At 69.3% G+C, this 16,184-nt stretch carries 14 protein-coding genes and 2 riboswitches; of the genes, 10 read left to right on the top strand and 4 right to left on the bottom strand.

The genetic code is table 11. The features are described from left to right. Nucleotides 1-6: 6 nt before the first annotated feature. Nucleotides 7-189, bottom strand: coding sequence for a PspC domain-containing protein (locus BKA14_RS29240; RefSeq protein ID WP_438861911.1), 183 nt, complete (start codon nt 187-189; stop codon nt 7-9). Between the two features lie 235 nt (nt 190-424). Between BKA14_RS29240 and BKA14_RS29235 the strand changes: the two genes are divergently transcribed. The 7 genes from BKA14_RS29235 (at nt 425) to BKA14_RS29205 (ending at nt 10,665) form a co-directional block, all read left to right on the top strand. Next, nucleotides 425-2,257, top strand: coding sequence for a DUF5941 domain-containing protein (locus tag BKA14_RS29235; protein WP_184954029.1), 1,833 nt, complete (start codon nt 425-427; stop codon nt 2,255-2,257). Continuing rightward, nucleotides 2,254-4,407 (top strand): bifunctional glycosyltransferase/CDP-glycerol:glycerophosphate glycerophosphotransferase, encoded by a 2,154-nt coding sequence (locus tag BKA14_RS29230; RefSeq protein ID WP_184954028.1) that lies wholly within the window; start codon nt 2,254-2,256, stop codon nt 4,405-4,407. The genes BKA14_RS29235 and BKA14_RS29230 overlap by 4 nt, the downstream gene beginning before the upstream one ends. Nucleotides 4,408-4,540: 133 nt before the next feature. Beyond that, a complete protein-coding gene (locus BKA14_RS29225; RefSeq protein ID WP_184954027.1) occupies nt 4,541-5,842 on the top strand; it encodes an ABC transporter ATP-binding protein in 1,302 nt (433 codons plus the stop codon). Between the two features lie 134 nt (nt 5,843-5,976). Then, nucleotides 5,977-6,837 (top strand): hypothetical protein, encoded by an 861-nt coding sequence (locus tag BKA14_RS29220; protein ID WP_184954026.1) that lies wholly within the window; start codon nt 5,977-5,979, stop codon nt 6,835-6,837. Between the two features lie 91 nt (nt 6,838-6,928). After that, a complete protein-coding gene (locus tag BKA14_RS29215; RefSeq protein WP_311776116.1) occupies nt 6,929-7,399 on the top strand; it encodes an ATP-binding protein in 471 nt (156 codons plus the stop codon). Nucleotides 7,400-7,502: 103 nt separating this feature from the next. Continuing rightward, nucleotides 7,503-8,243 (top strand): HAD family hydrolase, encoded by a 741-nt coding sequence (locus BKA14_RS29210; protein WP_184954024.1) that lies wholly within the window; start codon nt 7,503-7,505, stop codon nt 8,241-8,243. A 58-nt stretch (nt 8,244-8,301) separates the two neighbouring features. After that, nucleotides 8,302-10,665 (top strand): glycoside hydrolase family 65 protein, encoded by a 2,364-nt coding sequence (locus BKA14_RS29205; protein WP_184954023.1) that lies wholly within the window; start codon nt 8,302-8,304, stop codon nt 10,663-10,665. A 61-nt stretch (nt 10,666-10,726) separates the two neighbouring features. On the opposite strand, the gene BKA14_RS29200 is transcribed toward BKA14_RS29205, so the two are convergent. Further along, the gene (locus tag BKA14_RS29200) at nt 10,727-11,758 is read right to left on the bottom strand and encodes a coiled-coil domain-containing protein (protein ID WP_184954022.1); all 1,032 of its coding nucleotides are present in this window, start codon (nt 11,756-11,758) and stop codon (nt 10,727-10,729) included. 3 nt (nt 11,759-11,761) lie between these two features. After that, a riboswitch (cyclic di-AMP (ydaO/yuaA leader) is annotated at nt 11,762-11,894 on the bottom strand. A 211-nt stretch (nt 11,895-12,105) separates the two neighbouring features. Then, a riboswitch (cyclic di-AMP (ydaO/yuaA leader) is annotated at nt 12,106-12,242 on the top strand. Nucleotides 12,243-12,245: 3 nt separating this feature from the next. On the opposite strand from BKA14_RS29200, the gene BKA14_RS29195 reads away from it, so the two are divergent. Beyond that, nucleotides 12,246-13,298: a coiled-coil domain-containing protein gene (locus BKA14_RS29195; protein ID WP_184954021.1), complete on the top strand. Its 1,053-nt coding sequence runs from the start codon at nt 12,246-12,248 to the stop codon at nt 13,296-13,298. Nucleotides 13,299-13,324: 26 nt separating this feature from the next. Here BKA14_RS29195 and BKA14_RS29190 read toward each other — a convergent pair whose 3' ends face one another. Both BKA14_RS29190 and BKA14_RS29185 read right to left on the bottom strand, forming a co-directional pair. Further along, nucleotides 13,325-14,098, bottom strand: coding sequence for an ABC transporter ATP-binding protein (locus BKA14_RS29190; protein WP_184954020.1), 774 nt, complete (start codon nt 14,096-14,098; stop codon nt 13,325-13,327). After that, a complete protein-coding gene (locus BKA14_RS29185) occupies nt 14,091-14,987 on the bottom strand; it encodes an ABC transporter permease (protein WP_184954019.1) in 897 nt (298 codons plus the stop codon). The genes BKA14_RS29190 and BKA14_RS29185 overlap by 8 nt, the downstream gene beginning before the upstream one ends. Before the next feature lie 179 nt (nt 14,988-15,166). Between BKA14_RS29185 and BKA14_RS29180 the strand changes: the two genes are divergently transcribed. Together BKA14_RS29180 and BKA14_RS29175 are read left to right on the top strand one after the other, a co-directional pair. Beyond that, a complete protein-coding gene (locus tag BKA14_RS29180) occupies nt 15,167-15,763 on the top strand; it encodes a TetR/AcrR family transcriptional regulator (RefSeq protein WP_239093393.1) in 597 nt (198 codons plus the stop codon). Between the two features lie 87 nt (nt 15,764-15,850). Continuing rightward, nucleotides 15,851-16,183, top strand: coding sequence for a hypothetical protein (locus BKA14_RS29175; RefSeq protein ID WP_184954017.1), 333 nt, complete (start codon nt 15,851-15,853; stop codon nt 16,181-16,183). The last annotated feature ends 1 nt before the right edge of the window (nt 16,184 follow it).

Genomic DNA, 16,184 nt, shown 5'->3' with positions numbered 1-16,184 from the left:
TCGCGGTCACTCGTTGGGCAGCATCACCCAGAGGATCAGGTAGATCAGGAACTGCGGGCCGGGAAGCAAGCAGGAGATGACGAAGATCAGCCGCATGATGTTCGGCGAGACGCCGAAGCGGCGGGCCAGGCCGGAGCAGACGCCGGCGATCCAGCGGTCGTTCCGGGGGCGAGCGAGACGGCGAGTCACTGTCACTGCACTCCTTCACTAAGGTTCCCGGCTGTGCGCCGGTTCATGTACTCAACGGTAGGGACGCGGTGACTGTCCGCCCTCGGTCCGCAGGTGGATTCAGGGGCCCGGGCTCCCGTAAGGGTGACCCGTACCCGCGTAGGTTCCGCTGTTAACCTGAGTGCCGATTTCCGGCTGCCGGGCGTTGACTCGCGGCCGGTTGAGCGACGCATGTGGAGGCAGCGGTGAGCACCAGGTGACGCTGGCCGTCCTGCTCGCGAGCCCCGGCACCGCCCTCGATCCCGCCGACGCGGCCCGGCTCTCCGGGGAGTTGTCCGACGCCTTACGGGCCGCCGGTGCGAGCAGCGTCGAGAGCGGCCCCGAGGCGCTGCGCGAGGTGGCCCGGCGGGCTCAGGAGCCGGTGCTGGTCTGCGCCGACAACCTGGTGGCGCACCCCAGCCTGCTGTGGATGCTGGCCACCGAGCCCGCCGGCCGCACGACCGCCCTGGTGATCCCCGACGCCACCGGCGACCTGCGCGAGGACCGGGGCAAGGTGCTGCCGGCGAGCGACGGGGGCAATGTCCGCTACGGCGGCGCGATCTGCGTGGCCCCGGCCGACCTGCCCCGGCTGGCCGAGGTGGCCGAACGGGCCGAGAAGGATCTGCTGCCCGCGCTGCTCGAGGCCGGGCTCGTGCCCGTCGCCACCCCGTTGCGCCTGCTCAAGGCCGACCTGGTGCACGACACGGCCGAGCTGATCCGGGCCCGCGAGCAGGTCGCCGCGGTCGACGAGGACAAGGCGCGGCTGCGGATGGCCGTGAAGGAGAAGGACGACTTCTTCACCACGTATTTCGTGAGCACGTGGTCGCCGCTGGTCACGAAAGCCTCGGCCCGGCTCGGCCTGACCCCGAGCGGCGTCACGGCGATCTCGGTGCTGTTCGCGGTGGCCGCCGCGCTCGCGTTCTGGCAGGCCTCGCGCCCCGCCATGATCGTCGGCGGCATCCTGCTCTACCTGGGTTTCGTGCTCGACTGCGTGGACGGTCAGCTGGCCCGCTACACCCGGCGGTTCGGGGCGTTCGGCGGCTGGCTGGACACGATGGCCGACCGGGCCAAGGAGTACGCGGCGTACGCCGGCCTGGCCGCGGGCGCCGAGCGGATCGGGCTGCCCTACGCGTGGCCGCTGGCCGTCACGGCGATAGTGCTGCAGACCGTCCGGCACATGACCGACGCCTGGTACGGCGCGCTGCACGACGAGGCCGCCGCCCATCCCCGCCCGCAGGCCGCCGGGGGAGTGGGGGCCCGGCTGAGCGCGGCGTCGACGCGGGTGCAGGGCGAGACGGGCTCGGTGGCGTACTGGCTCAAGCGGATCGTGGTGTTCCCGATCGGGGAGCGCTGGGCGCTGATGGCCGTGCTGGCGATCTTCACGAACGGGCGAATCGCGCTGGCCGCCATGGTCGGCTTCGGGCTGCTCGCGATGGCGTACACGCTGGCTCTGCGCTCGTTGCGGGCGCTGAGCATGAAGGTCGGCGTGCTCGACAAGGTGGACACCCTGCGGTTCCGCGACGACGGGCTGCTCGTCCGGGCCGCCCTGCCCGCCCCGCTGGCCTTCGCCGGGCTCGCCGCGGTCGCCTCGCTGGCGCTCGTGGTGGCGCTGCTCGCCGGGTGGTTCGACCCGCCCGCCAAGATCGCGCTGGTCGTCACGACCCTGCTCGTGCTCGCGGCCGGGCTGTCGGCCCGGGCCCGGCACGGCGGCCCGCTCGACTGGCTGATCCCGGCCGCGCTGCGCGCCGCCGAGTTCGGGATCATCGTGGCCGCCGGGCTCTCCGGCTCGGTGCCGCCGCCCGTGGTCTACGTCCTGATCTTCGCGCTCACCCTGCACCACTACGACCTGGTCGCGCGCATGGAGAAGGCCGCGCCCGAGGGCCGGCCCCGGCGCGCCGTGCTGGGCTGGGAAGGTCGTGTGGCCGTGGTGGCGGCGGGCGCCGTGGCCGGCGTGCCGACCTGGGTGATGGCCGGTCTGGCAGTGTTCGTGGGGGGCACGTTCCTGGTCAACGCGATCGCCGACTGGCGGACAGGTGGCACCCGCTCGTGACGTTCCTGAGCATCGTTCTGCCCGTCTACAAGGTGCAGGGCTACCTGCGGCAATGTCTCGACTCGCTGCTGAGCCAGTCGTTCACCGACTTCGAGGTGGTCGCCGTCGACGACCGCTCGCCCGACTACAGCGGCGCGATCCTGGCCGAGTACGCCGCGCGCGATCCCCGCGTACGGGTGGTCACCGCACCCGAGAACCTGGGTCTGGGCCGCGCCCGCAACCTGGGCCTGGACCACGCCACCGGCGAGTACGTCTGGTTCGTGGACTCGGACGACTGGCTCTCGCCCGGCTCCCTGGCCGCGGTGGCCGCCCGGCTTCGCTCGACCGGGGCCGACCTGCTGATCGTCGGCTGGGACAGGGTGCACTGGGACGGCCGGGTGCAGGCCGGCACCGCGGGCCGGGCGCTGGCCGAGGCGCCCGAGGTCTTCTCGGTCGAGCAGTGGCCGCGGGTGCTCAACATCCTGCACGTGGCCTGGAACAAGGTGGTCCGGCGGGAGTTCCTGCTGCGGCTCGGGTTCGTCTTCGAGGCCGGGTGGTACGAGGACGTCTCGTTCTCCTTCCCGGTCATGCTGGCCGCGCCCCGGATCAGCACCCTCCCGCGGACGTGTGTGCACTACCGGCAGCGTCGCACCGGCGCGATCACCCGGACCGTGGGCGACCGGCACTTCGAGGTCTTCGACCACTGGGACCACGCGATGGCCCTGGCCACCAAGTACGCCTCGCCCACCGACGAGGTGCGCGGGCTGCTCTTCCGCCGGATGATCTGGCACTTCCTGCGGGTGCTGCGGCACGACGCCCGGGTGCCGCGCGATTCGCGGGCCCGCTTCTTCGCTCGCATGCACGAGATGTACGCGAAGTACCTGCCGCCCGCGGGCTATCCGATGCCCGGCGGCGGCGAGGGCGTGCGCTACCGGATGGTGAGCCGCGGCTCCTACGGCCCGATGCGGCTGTTCGACTTCGCCATCGGCCGGGCCCGTCGCGCGAAGCGGCTGGTCCGGCGGGCCGGTGGGGTCGTCAAGCGCCGGGCCCGGCAGGCCGTGGGTCACCTCTACTACCGGGCCCAGCTGCGCCTGCCGGTCGACCGGCAGCTCGCGCTCTACGCCGCCTACTGGTATCGCGGAGTCGGCTGCAATCCGGCCGCGATCGCCGGGAAGGCCGCCGAACTGGCCCCGGGCGTGCGGCACCTGTGGGTGGTGAGCCCGGCGCGGGCGGCGTCGCTACCTCCCGGCACGGAGCACGTGGTGGCGGGCACGCTGCCGTACTACCGCGCCCTGGCCCGGGCCCGCTATCTGATCAACAACGTCAACTGGCCCCATCGGATGGTCAAGCGACGGGGCACCACGCACGTCATGACCCATCACGGCACCCCGCTCAAGAAGATGGGCGCCGACCAGGTCGATCACCCCGCGGGCGTACGGGATCAGGACTTCCGCGGCCAGATGCGGCGGGCCGACCGCTGGGATTTCAGCCTGACCGCCAACGCGCACACCACGATCGCCTGGGAGTCGGCCTACCCCACCTCGTACGAGACGCTCGAGGTGGGTTATCCGCGCAACGACCGGCTGGCCCGGGCCACCGCCGCCGACAGCGCCGCGGTCCGCGACCAGCTCGGCATCCCGGCGGGCCGGCGCGTCGTGCTCTACATGCCGACCCATCGGGAGTGGCTGCCCGCCGGGCACCAGGTGCTCGACGTCGAACGGCTGGCCCAGGTGCTCGGGCCGGACACGACGTTGCTGGTCCGCAAGCACTACTTCTCGGCCGATACCGAGCTGCCCACCGGCGGCACCGTCGTCGACGTCTCCGAGCATCCTGTGGTCGAGGACCTCTACCTGGCCGCCGACGTGCTGCTCACCGACTACTCATCGGCGATGTTCGATTTTGCGGTACTTGATCGCCCGATCGTCGTGTTCGCGCCGGATTGGCCGGTCTATCGCGATGTGCGAGGCACGTATTTCGACCTGCTCGCCGAGCCGCCCGGTGCGGTCGCGACCGACTTCGTCACGCTGTCCGATCTGTTCCGCAGCGGGGCTTACGCGGACGAGACGGCCCAGGTCGCGCGGTCGGCGTTCCGCGAGCGCTTCTGCTACCTCGACGACGGCCGGGCGGCCGAGCGCGTCGTACGGCGAATCTTCCTCGACGAGAAGGCGTAACCAAGCGCTTACACAGCGCAAATGGCCTGTTCACCCGATGGCGTGACATCGATACTCCTCGTCAAATTAGGCCGATCGCCGGCCGTCGTGGGACCGGGATCACATTGATGGTGCCCGGCAGGGGAGGTAGACGGTGTCGACCGTCTCGCTCAAGGACGTTACGAAGGTGTGGCCCGACGGCACGATTGCCGTCAACAACGTCAGCCTCGACGTCGACGACGGTGAGTTCTTGGTCCTGCTCGGGCCGTCCGGTTGCGGGAAGTCCACGATTCTCCGCATGATCGCCGGGCTCGAGGATCCGACCGAGGGCGACATCCTCCTCAACGGCGACCCGGTCCTCGAACTCGCGCCCCGTGACCGCAGCATCGCGATGGTCTTCCAGGATTTCGCGCTCTATCCGCACATGACCGTGGGCGACAACATCGGCTTCCCGCTCAAGCTCTCGGGAGTCGAGCCGGCGCCGCGCGGCGAGCGGGTCGGCGACGTGGCCGCCGCGCTGGGGATAGGGGATGTGCTGCGGCGCAAACCGAGCCAGCTCTCCGGCGGGCAGCGCCAGCGGGTCGCGATGGGCCGCGCGATCGTCCGGCGGCCGGGCCTGTTCCTGATGGACGAGCCGCTCTCCAACCTGGACAGCGGGCTGCGGGCGGAACTGCGGGCCGAGATCTCCAGCCTGACCCGTGAGCTGGGCGTGACCACGATGTACGTGACGCACGACCAGGCCGAGGCGCTGACCATGGCCGACCGGGTCGCGATCATGCGCAAGGGCGTCCTGCAGGACGTGGGCACGCCGACCGAGGTGTACGGGCGGCCGGCCACCCTTTACGTCGCGGCGTTCCTGGGCGCGCCCCGGATGAACCTGCTCGAGGCGGCCGTCTACGTGCACCTGGAGCGCTACATCGAGCTCAACTTCGGCGAGCAGTCGCTCTACCTGCCCTGGAACGACATCCGGGCCCGCGCGGTGGCGCACTACCACGGCGAGCGGATCGTGGTCGGGATGCGGGCCGAGGCGCTCACCCCGGTTGCGCCCGATCAGCCGGGGGACGTGCTGCGCGGCCGCATCCGCTATCTCGAGCACCACGGGCACGAGTCGCTGGCCTATCTCGACATCGGCGCCACGGCGATCGTCGTCGACGAGATGGGCACTCGCGCGCGCGACGACGCGGAGCCCGCGGGGGGCGCGCTCAAGCGGTTCGGCGGCGCCCTGCAGCGCCTGACCGGCCGCGGCTCGGGCACCGCGGTCAAGACCCGCGAGCCCGATTCGCCGAGCGTGCTCAACGACCCCGGGCGCCATCACCGCCGACCGGCCGAACTGGGCGTACGGCTGGCGCCGTACCCGCCGGTCTCGCCGGGCCATCCGCTCTCGGTCGCGGTGAAGATGGACGCCCTGCACTTCTTCGACGAGCGCGGCGATCGGATCGACGTCGGCTGGCGCTGACCCCTCGCATCACCCGAAAGGCCCGCGCGTGAGCGCGGGCCTTTCGGAGTTTGTGTCCATGGCGTACCGTTCCGCCCACACGTCGGTGCGATGGCGTATCGACGATACGGACCCGACCTGCAGGAGGTAGGAACGTGGCGAACGCGTCCGGGCTTCTGGTAATCGAGCGCATCCTGCGCGACCGACAGGGCATCTGGCAGCAGATCGTGGAGGATCGTGAGCTGCCCAAACTCACTGGCCAGATGCTGGTCAGCTCGGTGGTGGCGCTGGCCGTCTACGGCGCCGTGCTGGGCTCCTTCCACAGCGTGCTGATGGCACTGACCTCGGCGGGCAAGCTGCCGCTGCTGTTCCTGGCCACGCTGACCATCTGCCTGCCCACGCTCTATCTCTTCAACCTGGTCTTCGGGGCCCGGTTGTCCATTCGGCAGTCGTTGTCGCTGGTGATGGTCGCGCTGACCGTGACCGCCATGCTGGCGCTGGCGTTCGCCCCGATCAGCCTGTTCTTCCTGATCACGGCGAACGACTACTCGTTCTTCAAGCTGCTCAACGTGGTCATCCTGGCCCTGTCGGCGCTGGTCGGGCTGCGGTTCCTGACCGGTGGCATGCGGGTGCTCAACGAGCACGGGCTGCTCGCCCCCAAGGTGGCTCCCGCTGTTCCGGCCGCTGATCCCGCTGTTCCGGCGGTCGAGCCCGCCAAGGAACTCGTCACCGCCGGGGCGGCGAACGGGGCCACTCCGGCGCCCGCCCCCGTGCAGATCCCGCCCGCGTACGGGCCGCAGCCGCTGCGTCCGCAGCCGCGCCCGCCGGCGCAGCCGACGCCGCCCAGCATGACCCTGCTCTACATCTGGATCCTGCTCTTCGGCTTCGTGGGCACGCAGCTGGCCTGGACGCTGCGGCCGTTCTTCGGCAGCCCGGAGATGAAGTTCAGCCTGTACCGGGACATCGACGGCAATTTCTACGCCGAAATTTTCCGGACGATCGCCGACCTCTTCTGATTTCGGACACCCAATATCGTGGACGCGTGGTGCCACTACGGTGGCACAGCGCGTAGGCTGCACCACGGTGGAGGAAATAGTGCGACAGGGTGTGCGACCGGCTCCGGGCGCGGAGCCGGCGAAGGCTGGTGTCTCGCCGACGGTCCTGGCCGAGCCGGTGCCCGCAGCGCCCGGCCGGCTGCTCGACCGCCGTTTCGGGCGCGACGAGATCACCCTGGTCCGGCACGAGGTGTCGGCCCGGCTCACCGCGGCCGGTCTGGGCGGCGACCGGCTGGCCGGTTTCGTGCTGGCGGTCAACGAGATCGTCACCAATGTCGTGCTGCACGCCGGTGGCAGCGGGCGGGTGCTGCTCTGGCTGGCCGGCGGCTCGGCCTGGTGCTCGGTGACCGATTCCGGTCCCGGCATTCCCGCACACCTGACAACTCCAGAGATTCCCGAGGCGTACGAGGTGGGTGGCCGCGGCATCTGGCTCGCCCACCAGCTGTGTGACGAGGTCACCGTGGCGACGGGCCCGATCGGTACCACGATCGGGTTGCGGATCGTGCTCGCCACTCCGGCCTGACACGAGCCCGCAACAGCACTTTGAACCGCTGGTAAACCCGCCGTAGGAATGTGAAGCGGCCCTTCCGGGCTCATGGGTGTCCGGGTGCGGCTACATTGGGCGCGTGCTCGGACTACCTCCTCAAGTAACCGCATGCCTTTTCGATCTTGACGGCGTGCTCACGCAGACCGCGCTTGTGCACAATGCTGCGTGGAAGCAGACGTTCGACACCTTCCTCGAAGCGTGGTCGGCGCAGCACGGGCAAGCGTTCGTGCCGTTCGACCCCGGCGCCGACTATCACGACTACGTCGACGGCCGTCCACGCGCCGATGGTGTTCGCACCTTCCTGGCCTCTCGGAACATCACCCTCCCCGAGGGCACCCCGGATGACGGTCCCGACCAGCAGACCGTGAACGGCATCGGCAACCGCAAGAACATCCTCGTCCTGCAGAAGATCAAAGAGGGCGCCGTCCAGGTCTACGAAGGATCGGTCGACTACCTCAAGGCCGCCAAGGAAGCCGGGTTGCGCCGGGCCGTCGTCTCGGCCAGCGCCAACTGCAAGGACGTGCTGGAGGCGGCGGGCATCGCCGACCTCATCGAGGTGCGCGTGGACGGTGTGACCGCCCGTGAGCGCAAGCTGCCGGGCAAGCCCGCACCCGACACGTTCCTCTACGCCGCCGAGCAGCTCGGCCTCCCGCCGGAAAGCTGCGCCGTCTACGAGGACGCCCAGGCCGGGGTGGCCGCGGGCCGGGCCGGCCAGTTCGGGATCGTGATCGGGGTCGACCGGGTGGGTCAGACTCAGGCGCTTCTCGACAACGGTGCCGATATCGTCGTCACGGACTTGGCCGAACTCCTGACGCGCTGAGCACGTATCAGCGTTTATATCTTCAAGTCTTTTCCTTGCTCATTCGAGAGGCACCACCGTGATCCGTGAACGGGCTTATCCCGTGGACCCGTGGCACATCCGCGAGACGCGGCTCGACCTGGACCTGCTGGCCCAGTCGGAGTCGGTCTTCGCGCTGGCCAACGGACACATCGGGATACGCGGAAACTTGGACGAGGGCGAGCCGCACGGCCTGCCGGGCACCTACCTGAACTCGTTCTACGAGCTCCGCCCGCTGCCGTACGCGGAGGCCGGCTACGGCTTCCCCGAGTCCGGCCAGACCATGGTCAACGTGACCAACGCCAAGCTCATGCGGCTGCTGGTCGACGACGAGCCGTTCGACGTGCGCTACGGCGAGCTGCGGTCCCACGAGCGGGTCCTCGACCTGCGGGCCGGCACGCTCGAGCGGACTGTCGAGTGGGTCTCCCCGTCGGGCCAGGCCATTCGCGTCCGCACCGTGCGCATGGTCTCGTTCACCCAGCGCTCCGTCGTGGCTTTCCTGTACGAGGTCGAGCCGCTCGACGGCCCGTCCCGGCTGATCCTGCAGTCCGAGCTGGTCGCCAACGAGCAGCTCCCGCCGATGAGCAAGGACCCGCGCGTCGCCGCCGTGCTCGACCACCCGCTGCAGTCCGAGGAGGTGCTCGAGCAGCGCACCGGTGGCCTGCTGGTGCACCGCACCAAGGCCAGCGACCTGCGCATGGCCGCAGCCATGGAGCACCTGATCGACGCGCCCGGCAAGCACGCCGTCACCACCGAGGGCCACCCCGACTGGTTGCGCACCACGGTGGCCTGCAAGCTCGAGCCGGGGCAGAAGCTACGCGTGGTCAAGCTGGCGGCGTACGGCTGGTCCAGCCACCGCTCGCTGCCCGCCGTGCGCGACCAGGTCGGCGCGGCACTGGCCAGCGCCCGGCTGGACGGCTGGGAGGGCCTGATCGAGGCCCAGCGCGAATATCTGGACGCCTTCTGGGACCACTCCGACGTCAAGGTCGAGGGCGACCCCGAGGTGCAGCAGGCCGTCCGCTTCGGCCTCTTCCACACGCTCCAGGCGGGTGCGCGTGCCGAGCAGCGGCCGATCGGCTCCAAGGGCCTCAGCGGCCCCGGCTACGACGGCCACACGTTCTGGGACGCCGAGACCTTCGTGCTCCCGGCGCTGACCTACACGCAGCCCTCCGCGGCGGCCGACGTGCTGCGCTGGCGGCACTCCACGCTCGATCTGGCCCGGGAGCGGGCCCAGACGCTCGGCCTGCAGGGGGCGGCCTTCCCGTGGCGCACGATCCGCGGGCAGGAGTGCTCGGCGTACTGGCCGGCCGGCACTGCGGGCTTCCACATCGGTGCCGACATCGCCGACGCCGTCCGCCGCTACGTGCAGGCCACCGGCGACTACGACTTCGAGCGTGAGGTCGGCCTCGAGCTGCTGGTCGAGACGGCGCGACTGTGGCGCTCGCTGGGCCACCACGACCGGCACGGCCGCTTCCACATCGACGGCGTCACCGGCCCCGACGAGTACACCGCCGTGGTCAACGACAACATCTACACCAACCTGCTGGCCCAGCAGAACTTCCTGGCGGCCGCCGACGCTGCCAAGCGCCACCCCGACCTGGCCCGCAAGCTGGGCGTGGACGACGAGGAGACGGCGAGCTGGCGGGACGCGGCGGCCGCGGTGCACATCCCGTACGACCGGGAGCTCGGCGTGCACCAGCAGTCCGAGGGCTTCACCCGGCTGCAGGAGTGGGACTTCGAGAACACCCCGCCCGAGGCGTACCCGCTGCTGCTCAACTACCCGTATTTCGACCTGTACCGCAAGCAGGTGGTCAAGCAGGCCGACCTGGTCATGGCGATGTACATCCGCGGTGACGCGTTCACGCCGGAGGAGAAGGCGCGCAACTTCGCCTACTACGACGCGCGTACGGTCCGGGACTCGTCGTTGTCGGCCTGCGTCCAGGCCGTGCTGGCGGCCGAGGTGGGTCACCTGGAACTGGCGCACGACTACCTGGGCGAGGCCGCCCTGATGGACCTGCACGACCTCCACCAGAACTCGCGGGACGGTCTGCACATCGCCTCGCTGGCCGGCACGTGGATCTCGCTGGTGGCCGGTCTGGGCGGCATGCGCGACTTCAACGGGCAGCTGTCGTTCGCCCCGCGTCTGCCCAGCCGCATCAACAACCTGGAGTTCTCGCTGCTCTGGCGCGGGCTGCGGCTGCGGGTGAACGTGACCGCCGACGAGGTGACGTATTCGCTGCGCAACGGCGGCGGCTCGGCCCGCCTGGTCGTCAACCACCACGGCAAGGACGTGGAGGTCACCCAGGTCAAGCCGGTGACCGTGCCGATCCCGCCGGCGCACCCGGTCGGCCCGGCCCCGAGCCAGCCGGTCGGACGCGCCCCGGTGCGGCGCATGACCAGCTGACGCCTGGCATGGAAGAAGGGCCCCGGGGTTCACCCCGGGGCCCTTCTGCGCAGGTCTGTCGTCAGAGCATCGACACGTGCACGTGGTCGGTGTGGTCGCTCGGACCGCTGTACGACTTCCAGCCGCTGGCCGGGAACCAGATCTGCTTGTACCAAATCACGTAATAGATGCCGAGCTTGTCGGCATTACGCACCAGGAAAGCCATCAGGTTGTTGCCGTACGTGCGGGTATCGGCATTGTGGGCGGGTGCGAAGCCGCGCTTCTGCAACGACCAGTCGCAGGCCCGGCCCTTCGGGTGCTCGAACGGCCCGCCGTTGCGGTGACAGCCGACGAACCGATTGAAGCCGGCCTTCTTCACCTCTTTGTACATGTGCATTGTGCGGGCCGTCACGCAGCCACTCGTGGTCTCGTCCTGGACGTTGCAACCCTCGGGCGAGAAACCGCCGTCGGAATTGCGCGGCGCGGGAGCAGCGGCCGGCGATTTGGCCAGCACGATGCCGTGGGTGAGGCTCTCGCCGCCGACCAGCGCGAGCGCGTCGTTGGCCGCCTTCTTCTGCTTGCTCATGGCCACGAGGTTGGTCTTACGCTTCTTGACCTCGGCGTCGAGCGCGGCTTTCTTGGTGTTGACCTCGTTGATGACCTTGTTCAGCTCGGCCAGCTTGCGGTCCTGCATCGCGTTGATCTCTTCGAGCGAGACCGCCTTGGCCAGGAAGTCGTCGGAGTTCTGGCTGCCCAGCAGGAAGCTGGCCGCCCCCAGGTGGCCAGTTCGATACTGCTGGCCGGCGATCGCGTTGACCTCGGGGAGCAGCGCGAGACGCTTGCCTTCAGCCAGTCTGATCTCCTTGGCGAGCCGCCTCTGCTCGGCTGTGGATTTCGTCACGGCGGCCTGGGCCGCGACGAAACGCCGGTTCGAGGACTCGATCACATCGTCGAGGGTGGCGTTCTTGCCCACCGTGTCACCCGCGCTGCCCTCGCTCGGAGCGGTGTCGTCGCCGGGCTCGGCCAGCGCCGGCGAGGAGGGCACGGCCAGGAAAGACAGGGCCACGATCGGCGCCAGGGCAAGCATCAGCCACCGGCGGGGTCGTACGGTCAATGCAGTTCCTTCCGGTAAACCGCCGACCGGGTTAGCTGACGGGTTCGGGACGGAAGCGATCCCTACCGCTTGCGCGGATGCACCCCACTGACCTGGTTCCCCGGCTCGCCTCGCGGCGATTGGGCGGTGGTCTGCCGGCACCTCGGGGGCGGCGCCACGGCGGCAGAACCGGCGGCTAGTTTACCCGAGAGTTCGCGCTCCTTCAGGACCAGAGAATGAGCAATTTAGTAGTCACTCGAACACATTCTGTAATTGCCGTGACGGGGCGTCGCCGGTGAAATGCAGCGCGTGTGATAACTGTCGATCTCGTGATGAAGTCGGTATGGTCGGGGCGGTCTCCACCCCCAAGGAGACCGCCGCCTAATCGCCCTGCCGGGCGAACCGGGGAACCAATCTTTCCGGGGTGAATCCGCTAACCAGCGGTAGGGATTACTTCCGTCCCGAACCCGTCAGCTAACTCGGTCGGCGGCCGACGGAAGGAACAGGTGTGCGGCACAAGACTGTCCGGCGACGAACGGCGGCCCTGCTGGCCCTGCTCGTCGCGCTCTCCGGGCTGACCCTGGCGGTGGCCGGACCGGCCGCCGCGGCGCCGGGTGACAACGGCGACGACGGCGAGGGCGCCCCCAAGTCCCTGATCCAGCAACTCGAGGCTGCCTCCAAGGGCTTCGTCGAGGCCAAGGAGGCCCTGGCCCGCTCCAAGACCCGGCAGGCCCAGCTCGCCGCCAAGCTCAAGGAGCTCGACGCCGACCTGGCCCCCCGGCAGGCAGCCATCGACGAGATCATCCAGAAGTCGTACCGGACCGGCCGGCTCGGCCCGATGACGGCGCTGCTCGGCGCCGAGTCGGGCGGCGGCTTCCTCGACCGCGCCGAGACGCTCGAAACGGTTGCGGTGCGCGAGAACCAGGTGGTGGCCGACCTCAAGGCCACCCGTGACGGCCAGCGGAAGGCCAAGCTGGCCATCGACGCCGAGGTGCGCAAGCAGCAGGGGCACGTCAACACGATGGCCAAGCGCAAGGTGCAGGCCGAGAACGCGCTCAAGGCGGCCAACACCGGCGGCTCGGACCGGACCGGCGAGGACGCCCCGGAGTCGACCGACGGCGGGTCCAGCGACAAGGCCACCCCCGCCCCGCGTAACAAGGACGGCTCGCTGCCCGACGAGAGCTGCTCCGAGAACGATCCCACCACCAGCGGCTGCCTGACGCCGCGGACCCTGCACGCGCTCAAGCAGGCCCAGGCGGACGGCTTCACGCGCTACGTGGCGTGCTTCCGCGAGCAGAACAGCGGCGAGCACCCCAAGGGGCAGGCGTGCGACTTCGCGGCCGAGAAGAAGGGTTTCGGCGGCGTCGCGTCGGGTGGTGACAAGACGTACGGGACCAACCTGGCCAACTACTTCATCAACAACTCGGACCGGCTGGGCGTGCTCTACGTCATCTGGTTCAAACGCATCTGGTTGCCGTCCAGCGGCTGGAAGGCGTACTCGAGGGGCAACGGCGACCCCTCGAGCGACCACACGAACCACGTGCACTTGTCGGTCAGGTAAGTCCCCGGAGTGCGAGACCTACCCACCTACTTGTTGACGTAGGTCTCGTACTCCTTCATCACGTCCTCGGTCGGGCCATCGGCCCGGATCACGCCGGACTCCAGCCAGATGGTGCGCTCGCACGTGTCGCGGATCGACTGCTCACTGTGGCTCACCAGGAAGACCGTGCCGGCTTCCTTGCGCAGGTCACGCACCCGTTGCTCGCTGCGCTTGCGGAACTTGGCGTCACCGGTGGCCAGCGCCTCGTCGATCAGCAGCACGTCGTGCTTCTTGGCCGCGGCGATCGAGAAGCGCAGCCGGGCCGCCATGCCCGACGAATACGTCTTCATCGGCAGTGAGCTGAAATCGCCCCGGTCGTTGATGCCGGAGAACTCGATGATGCCGGCCGCTTCCTTCTTCACCTCGGCCGGTGACATGCCCATGGCCAGGCAACCCAGCTCGACGTTGCGCTCGCCGGAGAGCTCGTTCATCAGCACCGCGTTCACACCCAGCAGCGACGGCTGACCAGCCGCGTAGATGCCGCCTCCGCGCTCGACCGGGAGCAGCCCGGCGATCGCCCGCAGCAGCGTCGACTTGCCCGAACCGTTGGTGCCGATCAGGCCGATCGCCTCGCCCTTGTAGGCCACGAAGCTGACGCCCTTGACCGCGTGCACCTCCCGTACGGCGGCGCTCTTCTTGCCCGTGACGATGCGCTTGAGGCTGGCCAGCGGCGTGTTCGCGCCCGGCGCGACCGAGCCGTAGATGCGGTAGACGATGTGCGCGTTGTCCGCGATGACGGTGGGTTCCCGAGTGTCAGCCACGGCCGTAGCCCTTCTCTCCGCGCCAGAAGTAGACGTAACCCCCGAAGCTCACCAGCGCCGTCCAGATCACCGCCTGGATCCACAGCAGCGGCGCCGGCTGCGCCAGCTCGACGTTCTCCATCAGTGCGTGCCGGACCAGCTCGATGAAGATCAGCAGCGGGTTGGCCTCGACCAGCGCGAGCTGCCAGCCGTGCAGCCGCTCGGCGAAGAACGTCACCGGGTAGAGCACTGCCGACCCGTACATCCAGATCCGCAGGATGTAGGGGATGAGCTGCCGGATGTCGGTGACCTTGGCGATCAGGCGCGACGTGAACAGGGCCAGCCCGGCGTTGAACAGTGTCTGCAGCAGCAGGGCCGGAAGCAGCAACAACCACTCGACAGTGATCGGCTCGCCGGTGGCCAGTACGATCGCGACGAGCACGACCACCGAGGCCACCATGTTGCGCACCTCGACCAGGGTGACCGCGATCGGCAGGCTGGCCCGGGGGAAGTGCAGCGCCCGGATGAGTGCCATGTTGGCCGTGATCGACTGCGAGCCCGCCTGCACCACCGTCTGGGTGAATCCGAAGATGAAAACACCGGCGCAGAGGTACGCGATGAAGTTGTCCACGCCCTGCTTGGTGTTGATCAGAACACCGAAGATCACGTAGTAGACGCCGGCGTTGATCAGCGGGGTCAGGAGCTGCCAGACAACGCCCAGCTTGGTGCTGCCCAGCGACGCGCCCACTTTCGCGTTGGCGAAGGCGGCTATGAAGTGCCGGTAGGACCAGAGGTGCCTGGTGTATTCCGGCAGGCTGGGCAGGCGCCCTGCCTTGGTCAGGCCGCTCCGGCGGGCCAGCTCGGTGAGCGATGGCCCGGTATCGGAGTCGGCAACCGCCGTCTGAGCCATGGGGTGGTGCTCCGATCTCGTCGGCCCGTGCGGGGAACCGGGCCCTGGTTCTTTAGGCGAGAACACTCAATCAGCATGTCAAGCCTCGGCCGATGGAACGGCTTCGTATCGACGTGCCGGGAAGGTTATCCGACCGAAGGGCGGAACGCAACCGTAACGTCCTGGCGTATAGTGATTACGTGGCGACAGCAAAGCGTGCACCCGCCGGGGCGGCGGTGCTCCGGACCGACATCACCGTAGCGATCCGCGACGCGGTGATGTACGAGCTGGCCGAGGTAGGTTACGGCCGGCTCTCCATCGAGGCCGTGGCGCGCCGCGCCGGCGTCGGCAAAACCGCGATCTACCGCCGCTGGAGCAACAAGCTCGAGATGGTGCTCGAAATCGTCTCCGACGTGGCCGGCCGCAGCGTGCCGCTGCCCGACACCGGCAGCTTCGCCGGCGACCTCCAGCTGATCATGATGATCGTGAGCCGGGCCCTGCAACACCGGATCGCCTCCCAGATCATTCCTGACCTGATGGCCGAGGCCGCCCGCAACCCGCAGATCGCCGAGACCCTCCAGACGGCCCTGCGCACCCACCAGCAGGCCGTCGGGGAAAAGCTGGTCGGCCAGGCTGTGGCCCGCGGCGAACTGCCCGCTGACACCGACCCGGACGTCGCGGTCGACCTGATCCTCGGCCCGCTCTACTGGCGGCTGGCCGTCTCGCGTTCCAAGCCCGACCCGGAATACCTCGAGAAGCTGATGACCGCGGTCACGGCCGCGCTGCGCCACAGCTGAAAACAACCCGGTCGCACCGGACGGCCCGGTCGGGTCGGCGGTGAACCTGCCGAAAGTAGGGGCTCCACCATTTCCGCGGGAGCTGCCATGCGCTACGAGCACGTCGACACCACCGATCTGGACGCCGGTGCGCTTCTGGCGCTCGCCGTGGGCCTCGTGCCGGGCGACACGAACACCCGGCCGGTCATGACAGCTCCGGTCGGCTCCTGGTCGAGCGCGGATGGCGCGGTTCGTCTGGAAATCAAGACCGACGGAACGTACGCGGGAAAGGTCCTCGGTCGCAAGCGCCCGGCCCGCGGCACCTACCGGCTCGAGGACGGCCTGCTGACCCTGAGCGACGTCTCCGGCCTGCACACGCCGGTGCGCGTGGGCGACGGCATCCTGGAGATGGCCGGCCACCGACTCGGGCGTGCCGCCTGAG

The organism is Paractinoplanes abujensis (genome assembly GCF_014204895.1).
Classification (GTDB): domain Bacteria; phylum Actinomycetota; class Actinomycetes; order Mycobacteriales; family Micromonosporaceae; genus Actinoplanes; species Actinoplanes abujensis.
This window is presented reverse-complemented; position numbering and strand designations above follow the sequence as displayed.